The 15433-nt window shown below is 69.1% G+C and carries 19 protein-coding genes; 13 read left to right on the plus strand and 6 right to left on the minus strand.

What is annotated here, in order from left to right; all coding sequences use genetic code 11:
* Positions 1 to 22 precede the first annotated feature (22 nt).
* Positions 23 to 1399: an LssY C-terminal domain-containing protein gene (locus tag ACFVWR_RS02170; protein WP_387207510.1), complete on the minus strand. Its 1377-nt coding sequence runs from the start codon at positions 1397 to 1399 to the stop codon at positions 23 to 25.
* Between the two features lie 34 nt (positions 1400 to 1433).
* Between ACFVWR_RS02170 and ACFVWR_RS02175 the strand changes: the two genes are divergently transcribed.
* The 5 genes from ACFVWR_RS02175 (at position 1434) to ACFVWR_RS02195 (ending at position 4065) form a co-directional block, all read left to right on the plus strand.
* On the plus strand, positions 1434 to 2222 hold the full coding sequence (locus ACFVWR_RS02175; RefSeq protein WP_387207512.1) for an isocitrate lyase/phosphoenolpyruvate mutase family protein: 789 nt from the start codon (positions 1434 to 1436) through the stop codon (positions 2220 to 2222).
* Positions 2219 to 2770, plus strand: a complete 552-nt coding sequence (locus ACFVWR_RS02180) for an MOSC domain-containing protein (protein ID WP_387207514.1) — start codon at positions 2219 to 2221, stop codon at positions 2768 to 2770. The genes ACFVWR_RS02175 and ACFVWR_RS02180 overlap by 4 nt, the downstream gene beginning before the upstream one ends.
* A 60-nt stretch (positions 2771 to 2830) precedes the next feature.
* Positions 2831 to 3085, plus strand: coding sequence for a hypothetical protein (locus tag ACFVWR_RS02185; protein WP_387207516.1), 255 nt, complete (start codon positions 2831 to 2833; stop codon positions 3083 to 3085).
* Positions 3086 to 3382: 297 nt separating this feature from the next.
* Entirely contained in the window at positions 3383 to 3787 is a 405-nt protein-coding gene (locus ACFVWR_RS02190) for a VOC family protein (RefSeq protein ID WP_387207518.1), read from the plus strand.
* Positions 3784 to 4065, plus strand: a complete 282-nt coding sequence (locus ACFVWR_RS02195; RefSeq protein ID WP_387207520.1) for a winged helix-turn-helix transcriptional regulator — start codon at positions 3784 to 3786, stop codon at positions 4063 to 4065. The genes ACFVWR_RS02190 and ACFVWR_RS02195 overlap by 4 nt, the downstream gene beginning before the upstream one ends.
* A gap of 46 nt (positions 4066 to 4111) precedes the next feature.
* Here the strand turns inward: ACFVWR_RS02195 and ACFVWR_RS02200 are convergent, their stop codons facing one another.
* On the minus strand, positions 4112 to 4447 hold the full coding sequence (locus tag ACFVWR_RS02200) for a hypothetical protein (RefSeq protein WP_387207522.1): 336 nt from the start codon (positions 4445 to 4447) through the stop codon (positions 4112 to 4114).
* Between the two features lie 146 nt (positions 4448 to 4593).
* Between ACFVWR_RS02200 and ACFVWR_RS02205 the strand changes: the two genes are divergently transcribed.
* Both ACFVWR_RS02205 and ACFVWR_RS02210 read left to right on the plus strand, forming a co-directional pair.
* A complete protein-coding gene (locus ACFVWR_RS02205) occupies positions 4594 to 5616 on the plus strand; it encodes an MDR family oxidoreductase (RefSeq protein WP_387207524.1) in 1023 nt (340 codons plus the stop codon).
* Between the two features lie 4 nt (positions 5617 to 5620).
* On the plus strand, positions 5621 to 6001 hold the full coding sequence (locus tag ACFVWR_RS02210; protein ID WP_387207526.1) for a DUF1304 domain-containing protein: 381 nt from the start codon (positions 5621 to 5623) through the stop codon (positions 5999 to 6001).
* Here ACFVWR_RS02210 and ACFVWR_RS02215 read toward each other — a convergent pair.
* Positions 5970 to 7229: an FAD-dependent oxidoreductase gene (locus ACFVWR_RS02215; RefSeq protein WP_387207528.1), complete on the minus strand. Its 1260-nt coding sequence runs from the start codon at positions 7227 to 7229 to the stop codon at positions 5970 to 5972. The two genes, ACFVWR_RS02210 and ACFVWR_RS02215, sit on opposite strands and share 32 nt — an antisense overlap.
* Before the next feature lie 24 nt (positions 7230 to 7253).
* Here ACFVWR_RS02215 and ACFVWR_RS02220 point away from each other — a divergent pair, with 24 nt between their 5' ends.
* The gene (locus ACFVWR_RS02220; RefSeq protein WP_387207530.1) at positions 7254 to 7634 is read left to right on the plus strand and encodes a DUF1304 domain-containing protein; all 381 of its coding nucleotides are present in this window, start codon (positions 7254 to 7256) and stop codon (positions 7632 to 7634) included.
* On the opposite strand, the gene ACFVWR_RS02225 is transcribed toward ACFVWR_RS02220, so the two are convergent.
* Positions 7631 to 8017, minus strand: coding sequence for a hypothetical protein (locus tag ACFVWR_RS02225; RefSeq protein WP_387207532.1), 387 nt, complete (start codon positions 8015 to 8017; stop codon positions 7631 to 7633). The genes ACFVWR_RS02220 and ACFVWR_RS02225 overlap by 4 nt on opposite strands.
* Before the next feature lie 121 nt (positions 8018 to 8138).
* Between ACFVWR_RS02225 and ACFVWR_RS02230 the strand changes: the two genes are divergently transcribed.
* From ACFVWR_RS02230 to ACFVWR_RS02250, 5 genes are all read left to right on the plus strand, one after another.
* Positions 8139 to 9320, plus strand: coding sequence for an ROK family transcriptional regulator (locus ACFVWR_RS02230; RefSeq protein ID WP_387207534.1), 1182 nt, complete (start codon positions 8139 to 8141; stop codon positions 9318 to 9320).
* A gap of 72 nt (positions 9321 to 9392) precedes the next feature.
* On the plus strand, positions 9393 to 10499 hold the full coding sequence (locus ACFVWR_RS02235) for a sugar ABC transporter substrate-binding protein (RefSeq protein ID WP_387207536.1): 1107 nt from the start codon (positions 9393 to 9395) through the stop codon (positions 10497 to 10499).
* Between the two features lie 22 nt (positions 10500 to 10521).
* Entirely contained in the window at positions 10522 to 11349 is an 828-nt protein-coding gene (locus tag ACFVWR_RS02240) for an ATP-binding cassette domain-containing protein (protein ID WP_387207973.1), read from the plus strand.
* The gene (locus ACFVWR_RS02245; RefSeq protein WP_387207538.1) at positions 11346 to 12593 is read left to right on the plus strand and encodes a sugar ABC transporter permease; all 1248 of its coding nucleotides are present in this window, start codon (positions 11346 to 11348) and stop codon (positions 12591 to 12593) included. The genes ACFVWR_RS02240 and ACFVWR_RS02245 overlap by 4 nt, the downstream gene beginning before the upstream one ends.
* Before the next feature lie 37 nt (positions 12594 to 12630).
* Positions 12631 to 12867, plus strand: a complete 237-nt coding sequence (locus ACFVWR_RS02250) for a hypothetical protein (RefSeq protein ID WP_387207540.1) — start codon at positions 12631 to 12633, stop codon at positions 12865 to 12867.
* Positions 12868 to 12909: 42 nt separating this feature from the next.
* On the opposite strand, the gene hemL is transcribed toward ACFVWR_RS02250, so the two are convergent.
* Together hemL and hemB are read right to left on the minus strand one after the other, a co-directional pair.
* Positions 12910 to 14277: a glutamate-1-semialdehyde 2,1-aminomutase gene (gene hemL, locus ACFVWR_RS02255; RefSeq protein WP_387207542.1), complete on the minus strand. Its 1368-nt coding sequence runs from the start codon at positions 14275 to 14277 to the stop codon at positions 12910 to 12912.
* The gene (gene hemB, locus ACFVWR_RS02260; protein WP_387207544.1) at positions 14274 to 15257 is read right to left on the minus strand and encodes a porphobilinogen synthase; all 984 of its coding nucleotides are present in this window, start codon (positions 15255 to 15257) and stop codon (positions 14274 to 14276) included. The genes hemL and hemB overlap by 4 nt, the downstream gene beginning before the upstream one ends.
* Between the last annotated feature and the right edge of the window lie 176 nt (positions 15258 to 15433).

Consider the following 15433-nt stretch of genomic DNA (forward strand, 5'->3'; position numbering starts at 1 on the left):
GGAGCGGCGAATCCGATCGCTCTCAGCGAAGCGTCGTATCGTCCGCCGGAAGCTCGGGCGACACCAGCGCGTCAAGGCCGTGCCGGCGCGATCTGCGACGACGGGCCCAGAGCCGGGACCGCTGCGACGACAGCGCGAGCACGACGAGGATGTCGAGCGGGATGCCCAGCAGGTTCGTGCGCAGCGAGACCTGCGGGCCGCCGTTGAAATAGTCGATCGCGGTGAACGCGATGATCGCCGCGCTGAACGTCATCGACGCGATGCGGGCCCAGTTGCTGCCGAGCAGCACGAGCACGGCCAGCGCGAGGTAGACGATCAGGCCGAGACCGAGCACGCCGGCGATGACCCCGAGTGCGACGTCGGAATCGGCATCGGAGATGGTGATCGAGCCCGCGCGCAGCAGCTCCGGCCAGGCGAGAACCAGCACGCCGATCGTCAGAGCACCGGCCACCACGCGCAGCAGCATCAGCAGAAAACCGAGCGTGGTCGGCACGGGACGCTGCTCGGCGATCGCCGCTCGGTACGCATCCGCCCGATCGACCTCGGCGAGCGCTGCAGCGTCGACGGCCACGCCTCGAACGTCGATGATCGGCAGGTCGCCGTCGGTCTCGATCGTGTCGCCACCGCCGTTGCGCGAGTGGTAGCCGGTGGAGAAGTCGCGGATGACGTTCACCGCGACCCCCGCATCCGCATCCCGCAGAGTGGAGACGATGTGGTCGCGCTCGATGTCTGTGTTCGCGTCGATCTTGTGCGTGATTTGGAGGGTGAAGAGCGAGAAGCCGACGGCGCGGTCGAACGTGCCGGCGGCCATCCAGTCGGCTCGATGCCCTCCCGGGAGGAGCCAGCCTTCCGGGCAGCGCCAGAAGCGCACGTGATGGCGCTTCGCCGGGTTGCCTTTGACCTCCTGCTGGAAGGCGACGTCTTGCTGGTGGCCGAACAGGAAGAGCGGGCTCACCGGCGCCTCGTCGTAGCTGCGTCGCAGCAGGGTCGACCTGACGATGCGCCAGCTCGTGCCGAGGGTCACGTCGTCCGCTCGCGTCCAGCCCGCCTGGGTCATCGCCTCGTCGAGTTGCGCCTCGGTGCCGAGGAGCGCGAGGTTGATCGGGTCGCCGAGCAGCCCGTCGCTCGTGCGGGCGCGGCCGATGAAATAGTCGGGAACGTAGATGCTGGTCAGGATGCGGTGCAGGCGCGGCAGCACCAGGTACGCCAGAAGCACCCAGAACAGCACGAAGAACAGCACCAGGAACCAGCCCCAGCTGAAACTCTCGGTGAGCACGAGCCACGCCAGCCAGACGGCGGAGGCTCCACCGAAGACGAAGAACGCGTAGTCGACGATGACGTTGATCGACCGCGGCCGAGCGGTGGCCGATCGCGTCTTGGGCACCGTCGTCTGCGGCATGGGGACATCCTATGGCCGAGGTTAGGGTGAAGGGATGACCGACGTGAGCTCCGAACTCGACGACCAGGCCGCCCTCCTCCGGCAGCTGCACGAGGCGCCCGAACTGCTGCAGGTGGTGAACGTGTGGGATGCGGCGAGCGCCCGCGTCGTCGCCGACCTTCCCCGAACGCGAGCCGTCGCCACGGCCAGCCACTCGATCGCGGCCTCGCACGGGTACGAAGACGGGGAGCGCATCCCGCTCGACCTGATGATCGCCGCCATCGGCCGTATCGTCGACGCCGTTCCGCATCCGGTCAGCGCCGACCTCGAGCGGGGCTACGGCGACCCGGGCGGGACCGTGCGGCGGGCGATCGGCGTCGGCGTCGTCGGTGCGAACCTCGAAGACGCGATGGCCCCGTTCGACACCGCGGTCGCCGCGGTTCGAGCCGCCCTCTCGGCCGCGTCGGCCGAAGGGGTCTCGTTCGTGTTGAACGCGCGCACCGATGTGTTTCTCGTCGACGAAGGACGCACCGTCGGCGAGAAGATCACCGAGGCCGTGAGGCGCGGGCGCGCCTTTCTCGCCGAGGGTGCGGCGTGCGTGTTCGTGCCCGGCGCCTTGGACGAGACGACCATCGCCGGCCTGGTCGAGGGCCTCGGCGAGCGCCGCTTGAGCGTGATCGGCAGCCCGGGCTCGGTTGCTCCCGACCGGCTGGAGGCGCTTGGCGTCGCCCGCGTGTCCTACGGCCCGTGGACTCAGCGCGTCGCTCTCACCGCTGTGCAAGACACCGCCTCCGCGCTCTACGCCGGTGGAGGCGTTCCGGTCGGTACCCGGGTGCTGTCGTGAGCGCGACCCTCCCCTCCGTCGTGGCGGTCAGTCGCGACGACACGCACCGCTTCAGCAAGGTCGTCGTCGACGAGATCACCCTCGTCGCCGGTCTCGGTGTCGACGGGGATGCTCACGCCGGCGTCACCGTGCAGCACCGCTCGCGCGTGGCGCGCGACCCATCGCAGCCCAACCTGCGGCAGGTGCACCTCATCCACACGGAGCTGTTCGACCAGCTGGCCGGCTCGGGGTTCGCCGTCGCCCCGGGGATGCTCGGCGAGAACATCGCCACGCGCGGCATCGAGTTGCTCGAACTGCCGACGGGAACTCTGCTGCACATCGGCTCGGAGGCGGTGGTCGAGGTCACCGGCCTCCGCAACCCGTGCCGCCAGATCGACGCGTTCGAACCGGGGCTCCTCAAGCGGGTGGTCTCGCGGCGCGGCGACGGCTCGATCGAACGTCGCGGCGGTGTGATGTCGGTCGTCGTAGCCGGCGGTGTCGTGCGCGCTGGCGACGACATCCGGGTGGAGCTCCCCACCGGCGCTCGCACGCCGCTCGCTCCGGTTTGACGCCGGGAAGCAGCGACAGCATGAGCGGAACCAACCGCCTTTACCTCTAAAATGTGAAACGTGAACCATCAGTACGCGAACGTCGAGCATCCCTGGCAGCGCTTCTCCCGCCTGTGCGAACTTCGGCACCACCTCGTCATGCGGGTGCTCGGCCCTCTCTCCGAGTTCTCATCGACCGAGCAGATCGCCGCCGCCGGCGCCGCGGTCGACGAGATCAACGCCATCGTCGACCGCACCGACCGCTACGACCCGGCGTCGGTGCGCAAGGCCGAGTGGATGCTTCAGGCCTACGCGGACCAGGCGAGCGCGGGCTGACCCGCTGGTCGGTTCGCATGCCCGCTCCATCGTCGAACATAGTCTGACCTCGTGAGCCAGGCACGGTAACAGCGATCGACGCAGGCGGCGACTGTTCCGCGCATCCGGGCTGGTGCTGGTGGTGCTCGGTCTTTTTCTCGCGGCCGGGCAGTTCGTGGGCGGGCCGTCCCGCGATCTGGCCTCTCGGTCGCGCGTGCGGACGATACTCACCGTTCAGCCGTCGCGGCGCCGGATGAAAGCCGTTTCTGAATCGAGCTAGGTCTTGACGCGGCACTTCGATTTTGAAAGTATGCCGACATGAGCCTTTTCATCACATGCCCGGTCGAGAGCGTCGAACGCGCGACCGCCTTCTACACCGCCCTCGGTTGGACCCTCAATGCTGAGATGTCCGATCACAACGTGTCCTGCTTCGCCATCGCGCCCGAGCAGTACGTCATGCTCGGCAGTCGCGAGATGTACGCGAGCGTCGGAGGTGTCGAAGACAGGATCGGCGGACCCGAAACACCCTCGAAGGTCACGGTCTCGTTCGACCTGGGCAGCCGCGAAGCCGTCGACGAGCTCACTGAACGCGCCGGCGCCGCCGGCGGGCGGATCGGCGACACCGACGACTACCCCTTCATGTACCAGCGCCAGTTCGACGACCCCGACGGCTACCACTACTCGCCGTTCTGGATGAAGCCTGACGCCGATCCGACCGCGTGAGCGATCTCGCCGCGGCCCTCGACATCATCGGAGCGCGATGGGCTCTCCTCATCGTGGAGCGACTGCTCGACGGGCCGCAGCGATACGGCGATCTGCAACGCGACCTCGGAGTGCCGATGAGCATGTTGGCGACCCGCCTTCGCGAACTCGAAGCCGCCGGTCTCCTCTACCGATTGCCCCTTCGGCACAACACCCGCGCCTACGCGCTGACCGATCGCGGACTCGCCCTGAGGGAGGCGATCACCGCACTCGGACGCTGGGGCGCCGCGGAAGCCTAGGTCTGGGGACCTGATTTCCTGCTCAATCGCGGCGTGCCGCCGGTCGCTAGCTTTCGTTCGCCAGCAGTGCCCAAGCCACGATCCACGCGAGCAACGCGGCAGCGAAGACAGACAGCCACAGCACGGCCGGTGATCCCGGCACCAGGACGGCCAGAATCCAGCCGGCCACGAACGTTGCGACGGCGAACGCTCCGACGAACACCGCAGCGTTGACCTTCTTCAGGTTCTTCTGCGGCACGACGCTTCGAAGCCGGTTCACGATGGGGCGTCGAAAGAACACGACGATCGCGGCCGCCCCGAGAGGACACAGGATGCTGACGACATCGACGGCATAGCTCGCCCCGTTCGGCACGCTACCCTCCCCCTCGACATGCTCGCCCACGATACCCATCCGATCTCGGATGGACGGCTGAGGCCACCAGAGTAGCGCGAGCGGCGAGACCGGCCGCCGCCGGGGCGGCCGCTACACGGGCGAGCTGGAACTCAGGGGTCGATCCCGCCACCCGGCACGAGCGTATCGTGGCGGCCATGACTGATTTCCGGGCCATCGTGATCGAGCAGGAGACCGAGTCGGGGCGTGTTCTGGCGCACACCGCCGAGGTGAGGCGGGTGACGGATGCGTTCCTCATGCCGGGCGACGTGACCATCGCCGTGGAGGCGTCTGGGCTGAACTTCAAAGACGGGCTGGCGATCGCCGGGCGGCCGGGAGTGGCGAAGACGTCGCCGCTCATCCCGGGCATCGACATCGTCGGAACCGTTGAGGAGTCGACCGACCCGCGCTGGCGCAGCGGCGACCGGGTCGTGCTCAACGGGGACGGCGCCGGCGAGAACCATCACGGCGGTCTCGCCGAGCGGGCCAGAGTGAGCGGGGATGCCCTGGTGCGCGTGCCCGACACCCTCACCAGCGTGCAGGCGGCCGCCATCGGCACCGCCGGTTTCACCGCCATGCTCTCGGTGCTCGCGCTGGAGCGGAACGGCGTCGACCCGGCGGAGGTGCGCGAATCCGGCTCGACCGTGCTCGTGACCGGCGCTGCGGGCGGCGTCGGCTCCGTCGCCATCGCGATCCTCGCGAAACTGGGTTACCCGGTTACGGCGTCGACCGGGCGCGTGACGGAGCAATCGGAGTACCTCCAAAGCATCGGTGCTGACGCCGTCATCGAGCGCTCCGAGCTGTCCGAGCCTGGCAAGCCTCTGCAGAGCCAGCGCTGGGCCGGAGTCGTCGACGCGGTCGGCAGCCACACGCTGGCGAACGCCCTTGCCCAGACCCGGTACGGCGGCACGGTGACCGCGTGCGGTCTGGCGCAGGGCTCCGACCTCCCCGCCACGGTGATGCCGTTCATCCTGCGTGCTGTGACCCTCGTCGGCATCAACTCCGTGCTCGCACCTCCGGCCATTCGCGAGACGGCCTGGCGGCGGCTGGCCGACGACCTCGACCTCGACGCGCTGAAGCGGATGACCACCACCATCCCGCTGGCCGATGCCGTGCCCGCCGCCGAGCGCATCCTGGCCGGTGAGCTGCACGGCCGCACGGTGGTCGACGTCCTAAGCTGACTGCATGATCGTCCTCGCCACCGTGGTGGTCACCCTCGCAGCCGCCCTGCACATCGGAATCTTCATCATGGAGAGCGTGAGCTGGGCCCGCCCCGCCATCTGGAAGCGCTTCGGGGTCGCGTCTCAGGAGGCGGCGGACACCATCCGGCCGATGGCGTACAACCAGGGCTTCTACAACCTGTTCCTGGCGATCGGCGCGATCGTCGGGCTCATCCTCTACGGCGTGGGGATGCACGCGGCTGGTTTCGCGCTCATCCTCTTCACCATGGCCAGCATGGTGGCGGCCGCCGTCGTGCTCGTGACCGGCGGCCGGCGGTACGTGCGACCCGCGCTCATTCAGGGCATCCTGCCCCTCATCGGTTTCGTGCTGATGCTCCTGTCCTGACCGACGGCTCCCTCAGCTCGGGCGAGACCGACTCGGGAAGGAACCCGCGCCCGATCATCCGGGCGGTGAACCGCTGGATCAACGGCGTCGCCGCGGTCAGCGCCAGACCGAGCGCCCGCGGCATCGGGTTCGGCAGAAAGGCCAGCCCGCCGGGTCGGGCGATGCGTTCGTGCGCGGCCAGTTGCAGCTTCTGCATCCGCGCGACCGGTGGAAGCCTGCGCTGCTGGATGCCGTCGAGCACCCGCAGGTCGACGGCGCCCGAGCGCAAAGGCGCGGCGAGCGCGTTCGCCGACGCCACCGCATCCTGCACCGCGTAGTTGACCCCGACGCCGAAGGCCGGAGACATGGCGTGCGCCGCGTCACCGATGGCGAGCAGACCCGAGCGGTACCACCGCGACAGCCGGTTGATCTGCACCGACAGCAGCTTCACCTCGTCCCAGCTGGTGATCGCGTCGGCGACCGACTCGAGAACGGGCGCTGCCGCGACGAGCTGCGCACGGAATGCGTCGAGCCCCTGGCGCTGGAGGCCGTCGAAGCCGCCCTTCGCGATGATGAGCCCGGTCTGGTAGTAGTCGCCGCGGTCGATCGTGATGACCATGGCGCCGTGGTCGACGTAGGCGAGCGTGCTCGGCGGAAGGTCGTGCGGCTTGGGCAGCCGGAACCAGAGCACGTCGATTCCCACGCCGAACTCGCGAGGTCGCAGCCCCGCAGCCGCGCGCACCGTCGACGCGCGCCCGTCTGCCGCGACGGTCAGGGCGGCGCGCACCTCCTGATCGCCGTCCGCTCCCCGGATCGTGACGCCGCGGATGGCGCCATCCTCCTCGATGATCCCCGTCGCCTCGGTCTGCATCAGCAGCCGGAACGTCGGGTAGGCGGCGGCCTCGGCCGCGAGGAAGTTCAGGAAGTCCCACTGCGGCGCGAGCACGAGGAAGTCGTCGGGTGGACCGAGCCGGCTGAAGTCGACCGGATGCAGCCGGGTTCCGTTGACGACGGCATCCAGGGTACGGATGCTGTTGTGCGGCAGAGCCAGGAACCGCTCGCGCAACCCCAGCTCGCCGAGAACCCCGACGGTCGAGGGGTGGATGGTGTCACCGCGGAAGTCTCGGAAGAAGTCCTCGTGCTTCTCCAGCACGACCACGTCGATGCCGGCCCGGGCGAGGATGAGTCCCAGCATCATGCCCGCCGGCCCGCCTCCGGCGATCACGCACGATGTCTCGATCGTTGTCATGAGGCCCAGCGTATGCTCACATCCATGGCGATCATCGGATCGATTCTCCTCTCGGCGGCGGCGCTCGTGCATCTGGGATTCTTCGCCATGGAGAGCGTGCTGTGGTCGACCCCCGCCGTGTGGAGGCTTTTCGGGGTCGCCGGTCAGCGAGACGCGGATGCGATCCGCCCGATGGCGTACAACCAGGGCTTCTACAACCTGTTCCTGGCGGGCGGCGCGGTCGTGGGCCTCGTGCTCTACTGGACGACCCTGCGAGACGTCGGTTTCGGTCTCGTCTTCTTCAGCGCATCCTGCATGGTGCTCGCCGCGGTCGTACTCCTCACGACCGGCCGCAGCTACCTGCGTGCCGCCCTGCTGCAGGGCGTGCTGCCGCTCGCCGGCCTGGTGCTGCTGGCGCTCGGCTAGTCGATGAACTCGCCGCCGGCGGCGGTCTCGCTCGCGTCGAGGCGAAGCGTCTCGATCAGCTTCGTGGCGTGCGGGGTGGAGACGATGATGCGGGAGAACTCCTCGCCGTCGAGGTCGATGACGACGGCCGCCCGCTGCTTGCCCTTGATGAGGAGGAAGTCTTTGCCGCCGTGGAACTTCCAGGTGCCGGTGGCGAGGGTGAGCGGGATCTGGGCTCCGGGGGCACGGATGCCGCGGATCCAGATCCACGGGTCCTCCGTGATGGCGACGGACCGGATGCTCTCGCGCGGCACGATCAGGTCGTCCCGTCGCAGCGCGAGCACCTTCTCCGCTGCCGTGAGGTGGATCTCCAGGCGGTCGGGGTGAACGTGCAGATCGGCCATACCTCTATCCTGCCAACATCGGCGCGCATCCAGGCAGTCGAAAGTTCACAAAGACATAACCGTCTGCCCAGCCGATTCCCACACTCGGTGGCCTGACGTCGTCTCGCTGTACGCTCATCTGGTGGCAACGCAGCGTCGGACTCCGGGATCGCAGACTTCGCTGCGCGAGGCGAACCGGGCCCGCATCGTCAACGCCATCAAACGCCACGGCGGTCTGACCCAGATCGAGCTCGCCGGAGCCACCGGGCTCTCCCCCGCGACAGTGTCGAACATCGTCAAAGAGCTCTCGAGCTCGGGCGTGCTCAGCACATCCCAGAGCATCAGGAGCGGCCGCCGAGCCCAGCACGTGACGTTGGCGCACGCGCTCGGGCTCGTGGTCGGCGTGCACATCTCCACCCGGCACATGCGCATCGCGCTCGCCGACGTCGCCCACACGGTCGTCGCCGAGCACCACATGCCGCTCGCCAAAGACCACCGCGCCGACAACGAACTCGACAAGGTCTCCCTGCTGCTGACCGACATGCTCGAATCGGTGGACGCCCGCCGCGACGAAGTGCTCGGTGTCGGGGTCGCGGTGCCCGCGCCCATCGACCAGGCGACCGGAACCATCGCCCGTCTCGGGATGATGCGGGGCTGGGACGGCGTGCACATCGCCGAATCCCTCGAGCGGCGCGTGAAGCGGCCGGTCTGGGTCGACAACGCCGCCAACCTGACCGCGCTCGCGGAGAACCGGCTCGGGGTCGCCCGGGGCAGACGCAACACGGTCACCCTCGACATCGCCGACAGCATCGGGGCGGGCCTCAGCATCAACGGACAGCTCTTTCGCGGAGCGCACGGCATCGCGGGCGAGTTCGGGCACACCGTCATCCGCGAGAACGGGCCGCTCTGCCGCTGCGGCAACCGCGGATGCCTGGAGGCGATCGCCGGTGGCCCCGCCATCCTCGACGAACTGCGAGACCACCTCGGCAGCCTGAAGCTCGGCGACGTCGTGACGCAGGCGAAGGCCGGGGATGCCCGCTGCATCCGGGCCATCGGCGACGCCGGCCGGCACATCGGCGAGGCCACCGCCAACCTGTGCAACCTGTTCGACCCGGAGATGGTGGTGGTGGACGGCGAGCTCGCACGGGCGGGCGAGCTGCTGCTCGGCCCGTTGCGTCACGCCGTCGAACGCTCCGTGATCGGCGGCGGCGATCTGGGACCTGAGATCGTCGAGGGCCAGCTCGGCACCCGCGCCGCGACCATCGGCGCCGTCGTGTTCGCCGTCGACCGGGCCGGAATCGGCGGAGACCTCGCCTCCTATTGAGCCGACCATGAGCGATCAACACCCGAACCGCATCCCGAACCCCATCCCGCACCGACCAGAACGGAGGCACCCATGAAGCTCGCACGACCCGTCATCGCGGCCGCTTCCGCACTTCTCTACGTCGCCGTGCTCGCCGGCTGCAGCAACGCCGTCTCACCGGGCACGGCGCCGAGCGTCGACCCGGCCGACGCCAAGATCGGCCTGCTGCTGCCCGACTCGGTCACCGCCCGCTACGAGAACGCGGACAAGCCGTACTTCCAGGCCGAGCTCACCCGCCTCTGCCCCGGATGCAAACTCCTCTATGCGAACGCCGACGGCGACGCGAGCAAACAGCAGCAGCAGGCCGAATCGATGCTGGCGCAGGGCGTCAGCGTGCTCGTGCTCGACCCGTTCGACTCGCAGGCGGCGGCTTCCATCGCCGCGGAGGCGGAGACCAACGGCATCCCTGTGATCTCGTACGACCGGCTCACCGACAGCGAGCACCTGGACTACTACATCTCGTTCGACAACGAGAAGGTCGGCCGGCTGCAGGCCCAGGCCCTGGTGGACAAGCTGGCGGCCGACGATTCGGGGCGCGGCGACCACGGCATCCTCATGCTGAACGGCTCACCGACCGACAACAACGCGGTGCTGTTCAAGAAGGGCGCGCACTCGGTGATCGACAAGAGCGGCTACCGTCTGCTGGCCGAGTACGACACCCCCGGCTGGGACCCGGCCAAGGCGCAGGACTGGGTGACCGGCCAGATCACGCAGTTCGGCGACCGCATCGACGGCATCTACGCCGCCAACGACGTGCTCGCGGGAGCGGCGATCGCGTCGCTCAAGGCGGCGGACGTCTCGCCGCTCAGGCCCGTCATCGGGCAGGACGCAGAGCTGGCCGGGGTGCAGCGCATCCTCGCGGGCGACCAGTACATGACGGTCTACAAGGCGATCCAGCCGGAGGCGGAGAAGGCGGCCCAGCTCGCCGTGGCGCTGACCCGCTCGGAGCGCCCGAAAGGCGAGTCGACGGTGCGGGTCGCCGGAGCCGACATCCCCTCTTTTCTGCTGGCCGTCACCCCGGTCAGAGCCGACAACGTGGAAGACACTGTGGTGAAAGACAAGTTCTACGGACCGGACACCGTGTCGAAGATCTGTTCCGGTGACTACAAGACGGCCTGTGCTCAGCACGGGATCCGATAGGACGGAGAACGACACCGTGACGATGGAAACCCCCGTCTTCGCAGCAGACGCCGCGACGCGACGGCCCGTGCTCTCGATGCGTGGCATCTCGAAATGGTTCGGCGCCGTGCAGGCACTGACCGACGTCGACTTCGACGTGTACGCGGGCGAAGTGGTGGCGATCGTCGGCGACAACGGCGCCGGCAAGTCGACGCTCATCAAGATCCTGGCGGGCGTTCACCCTCAAGACGCCGGAACCATCGAGTTCGATGGCGACATCGTGCACATCCCCAGCCCGGCCGCGTCGCGCGAGCTCGGCATCGCCACCGTGTTCCAAGATCTGGCGCTCTGCGACAACCTCGACGTCGTCTCCAACCTCTTCCTGGGTCGGGAGATCGCGCACGGCACACTCGACGAAGAAGAGATGGAGAGCCGTTCGTGGGCGCTGCTGCGCCAGCTGTCGGCGCGCATCCCCTCGGTGCGGGTGGCCGTGGCGTCGCTCTCAGGCGGCCAGCGCCAGACGGTGGCCATCGCCCGATCGCTGGTTGGAGATCCCAGCATCGTCATCCTCGACGAGCCGACCGCCGCGCTCGGCGTCGCCCAGACCGCCGAGGTGCTGAACCTCATCGAACGGCTGCGCGAGCGGGGGCTCGGTGTCATCCTCATCAGCCACAACATGGCCGACGTGCAAGCCGTGGCCGACCGGGTGACCGTGCTGCGGCTCGGGCGCAACAACGGCGACTTCCGCATCCCCGACGTGAGTTACGAAGACATCATCTCCGCGATCACCGGCGCGACCGACAACGTGGTCAGCCGGCGGGCCGAACGCATCGGCGACCGGTCGGACGAAGACGAGGAAGGCCGCCGATGAGCCGCACGAGAACCCCGACGGCGCCCACACCGGTGACGGACTCGCGGATAGCCCGCACCGGCGGCATCGGCGACGCCCTCACCTCGTTCGGCCACCGCGTGCGCGGCGGAGACCTGGGCTCGCTTCCCGTCGTCGTCGGCCTGGTTCTGATCTGGGCGGTGTTCCAGCTGCTCAACCCGACGTTCCTCTCGCCGCAGAACCTGGTGAACCTGGCTGTGCAGTGCGCGGCCGTCGGCACCATCGCGATCGGGATCGTGCTGGTGCTGCTGATCGGGCAGATCGACCTCTCCGTCGGCTCGGTGAGCGGGCTCTCTGGCGTGATCGTCGGCGTCACGTTCGTGAACTTCGGCTGGCCGCTGCCGGTGTCCATCGTCGCCGCCATCCTTACGGGCAGTGTGCTCGGGCTGATCTACGGGCTGCTGTTCACCTCGTTCGGCGTGCCCAGCTTTCTCATCACCTTGGCCGCTCTGCTGACGGTGCTCGGCCTGCAGTTCTGGGTGCTCGGCAAGAACAGCACGATCAACATCCCTTACGACTCACCGCTCGTGTTCTTCACCCAGCAGCTGTTCCTGCCGCCGTGGCTGGCGTATACGTTCGCCGGACTCGCGGCGATCGGGATGTTCTTCTCCGACTGGCGCACGACGGTGCGGCGACGCAACGCCGGGCTTCCCGAGGGCTCGCTCACCTGGATGGCGCTGAAAGCCGCCCTGCTGCTGGTGGCTCTCTGCCTGGTCATCTGGTACCTCGCGAAAGACCGCGGCGTCGGTGCGATGTTCCTGCTGTTCGTGGTGCTCGTGGCGCTCATGAACTTTCTGCTGCGGCGCACGCGCTGGGGCCGATCGGTGTACGCGGTCGGCGGTTCGGTCGAAGCGGCCCGCCGCGCGGGCATCCGGGTGAACCGCGTCTACATCAGCGTGTTCGTGCTCTGCTCCAGCTTCGCGGCGCTCGGCGGCGTGCTGGCGGCCGGCCGGCTCGCCTCTGTGTCGCTCTCCAGCGGCGGAACCGACACCAGCCTCAACGCCATCGCCGCGGCCGTGATCGGCGGCACCAGCCTCTTCGGCGGGCGCGGGCGGGCATGGTCGGCGCTGGTCGGGATCCTGGTCATCCAGTCCATCTCCAACGGGCTCATCCTGCTGAACCTCGACAGCTCGTACCGCTACATGATCACCGGAGTGGTCACGCTGCTCGCCGTGGTCATCGACTCGCTCTCGCGCCGGTCGCGCGCATCCCACGGCCAGGCGTAGCGCCCACCGGCGGCACCGGACATGAGAGGCTGAACCGGTGAGCCGCACCATCACCTTTCATGCCCGCCTGCTGCGACGGGATGCGCGACCCCAGACCGTGACGGTGCGCTCCGCCTCTGACACCCCACCCCGAACGCTCCGCCGGGCGGCGGGCGGGGGCGGCGAGCTCACGTTCGACGTGTACGCCCTGGTGGACGCGGACGGCTGGCCCACGGAGGCCACGTACTCCTACGTCGAATCCGTCTCGCGCGCCGCGGCCGATCCCGACGTCTGACGGCCGCTTGCGGCGCCCGCCCCCGGGGCATCCGCCGGCGACTCAGACCCTGGGTGGGGCTGCGGGTGCGGGGGTGGCGGCAGCGGCGGCTGCGGCCGCGGGGAGAGCGGCGAGGATGCGGTCGACGGCCGCGTCGTCGTGGGCGGCCGTGACGAACCAGGCCTCGAAGACGCTCGGCGGCAGAGAGACGCCGGCGTCGAGCATCGCGTGGAAGAACGCGCGGTAGCGGAAAGCCTCCTGCGTCTGCACCTCGGCGTAAGTACGCGGGGCGGTGGCGAAGTCGCCGAAGACGAAACTGAACAGGTTGCCGGCGGTCTGCACCCGGTGTGCGACGCCGGCGGCGCTGAGGGCGTCGGAGACGGCGGAAGACACCGTGTCCGCCACGACGTCGAGGCGGTCGTAGACACTCTCGTCCGCGTGCTCGAGCGTTGCGAGACCGGCGGCGACGGCGACCGGATTGCCCGACAGGGTGCCCGCCTGATAGACCGGGCCGGTCGGGGCGAGATAGTCCATCAGCTCGGCGCGTCCACCGAGGGCAGCCAGCGGCATCCCGCCGCCGATGACCTTGCCGAACGTGACGAGATCGGGTGTGTACCCGCGATCGAGGCCCCAGAAGCCTGCGTCGCTCACCCGGAACCCGGTGAGCACCTCGTCGAGGATGAGCAGGGCGCCGAACTCGTGCGCCAGTTCGCTGAGCGCGGCGTTGAAACCGGCCACCGGCGGCACGACACCCATGTTCGCGGCGGCGGCCTCGGTGATCACCGCAGCGATGTCGGGGCCGTGCTCCTCGAACGCGACACGCACGGCGTCGAGGTCGTTGTACGGCAGCACGAGCGTCTGCGCCGCCGTGGCCTCTGTGACACCGGCGGAACCGGGCATGGCCAACGTGGCGAGACCGGAACCCGCCTCGGCGAGCAGACCGTCGGAATGCCCGTGATAGTGGCCGGCGAACTTGATGAGCAGCGGGCGACCCGTGAAACCACGGGCGAGACGGATCGCCGTCATCGTCGCCTCGGTGCCGGTGGAGACCATCCGCAGCTTCTCGACGAACGGCACGCGCGCGAGCACGGCCTCCGCGAGCTCGGTCTCGGCAGGGGTCGACGCACCGAACGACAGGCCGCGCGCGGCGGCCTCCTGCACGGCAGCGACGACAGCGGGATGCGCGTGGCCGAGGATGGCCGGGCCCCACGACGCCACGAGGTCCACGTATTCGCGGCCCTCCGCATCCGTGATGTACGGCCCTTTGGCGGAGACCATGAACCGCGGGGTGCCGCCGACGGAACGGAAAGCACGCACCGGCGAGTTCACACCGCCGGGGATGACCCGCTGGGCGCGCTCGAACTGGGCGAGGTTCACGTCGCCGATGCTCGCGCCATCGGCGAGCGCCTGACGGTCGTCGTCGAAGCTCATCGCAGCCACCTCGCGACCTCGGTCGCCCAGTAGGTCATCACGGCATCCGCCCCCGCGCGCCGTGCGCCGATCAGGGTCTCCTCGATCACCCGGCGGCGATCGATCCAGCCGTTGGCCGCGGCCGACTCCACCATCGCGTACTCGCCGGAGACCTGGTAGGCCCACACCGGCACATCGCTGATCGACGCCACATCCGAGAGCACGTCGAGGTAGCTCAGCGCCGGCTTGACCATGAGCACGTCGGCGCCCTCCTCGAGATCGAGGCGGGCCTCGCGCAGACCCTCGCGGCGGTTCGCGGGATCCTGCTGGTAGGCACGGCGGTCGCCACTCAACTGCGAGTCGACGGCCTCACGGAAAGGCCCGTAGAAGGCTGAGGCGTACTTCGCGGCGTAGGCGAGGATCACGGTGTCGATGTGCCCGGCCTCGTCGAGGGCCTCGCGCACGGCGGCGACCTGGCCGTCCATCATGCCGCTGAGCCCGAGCAGCTGCGAGCCGGCCTCGGCCTGGGCGATGGCCATGTCGCGGTAGCGGATGAGCGTGGCGTCGTTGTCGACGTGTCCGCGCGCATCCAGCACCCCGCAGTGCCCGTGATCGGTGAACTCGTCGAGGCACAGGTCGGTCTGCACGACGAGCGCATCGCCCACCTCGGCGGCGAGCGCACGAGTGGCGACGTTGAGGATGCCGTCGGGGTCTGTCGCGGCAGAGCCGACCGCATCCCTGGTCTCCGGAACACCGAACAGCATCACGCCGCCGACGCCGGCCTCCGCCGCCTCTGCCGCGGCACGCTTCAGCGAGTCGACACTGTGCTGCACGACGCCGGGCATCGAGAGGATGGGGAGAGGTTCGGGGGTGCCTTCGCGAACGAACATCGGAAGGATCAGCTCGTTCGGGTGCAGTCGGGTCTCGGCGGTCAGCCGGCGGAGGGCAGGAGACTGCCGCAGCCGTCGTGGTCGGACAACAGGATGCGTCGCTTCACTCACCGGTCAAGCCTACGCGCGCGCGGCCCGGCGAATCTGCACGTGTTCCCAGGTCGGAGATTTGGGGTGACGCGCCGTCGGGATGTCCGTCATGCCGGACATTTCGGGCTGCCTGGATCATTTTCCCGGCGCCGCGGGTGGGGCGCGGGAGGGAGGAGGGAGGGAGGTGGGGGCTGGGC

The organism is Leifsonia sp. NPDC058292, from assembly GCF_042880955.1.
In the GTDB taxonomy this organism is placed as follows: Bacteria; Actinomycetota; Actinomycetes; order Actinomycetales; family Microbacteriaceae; genus Leifsonia.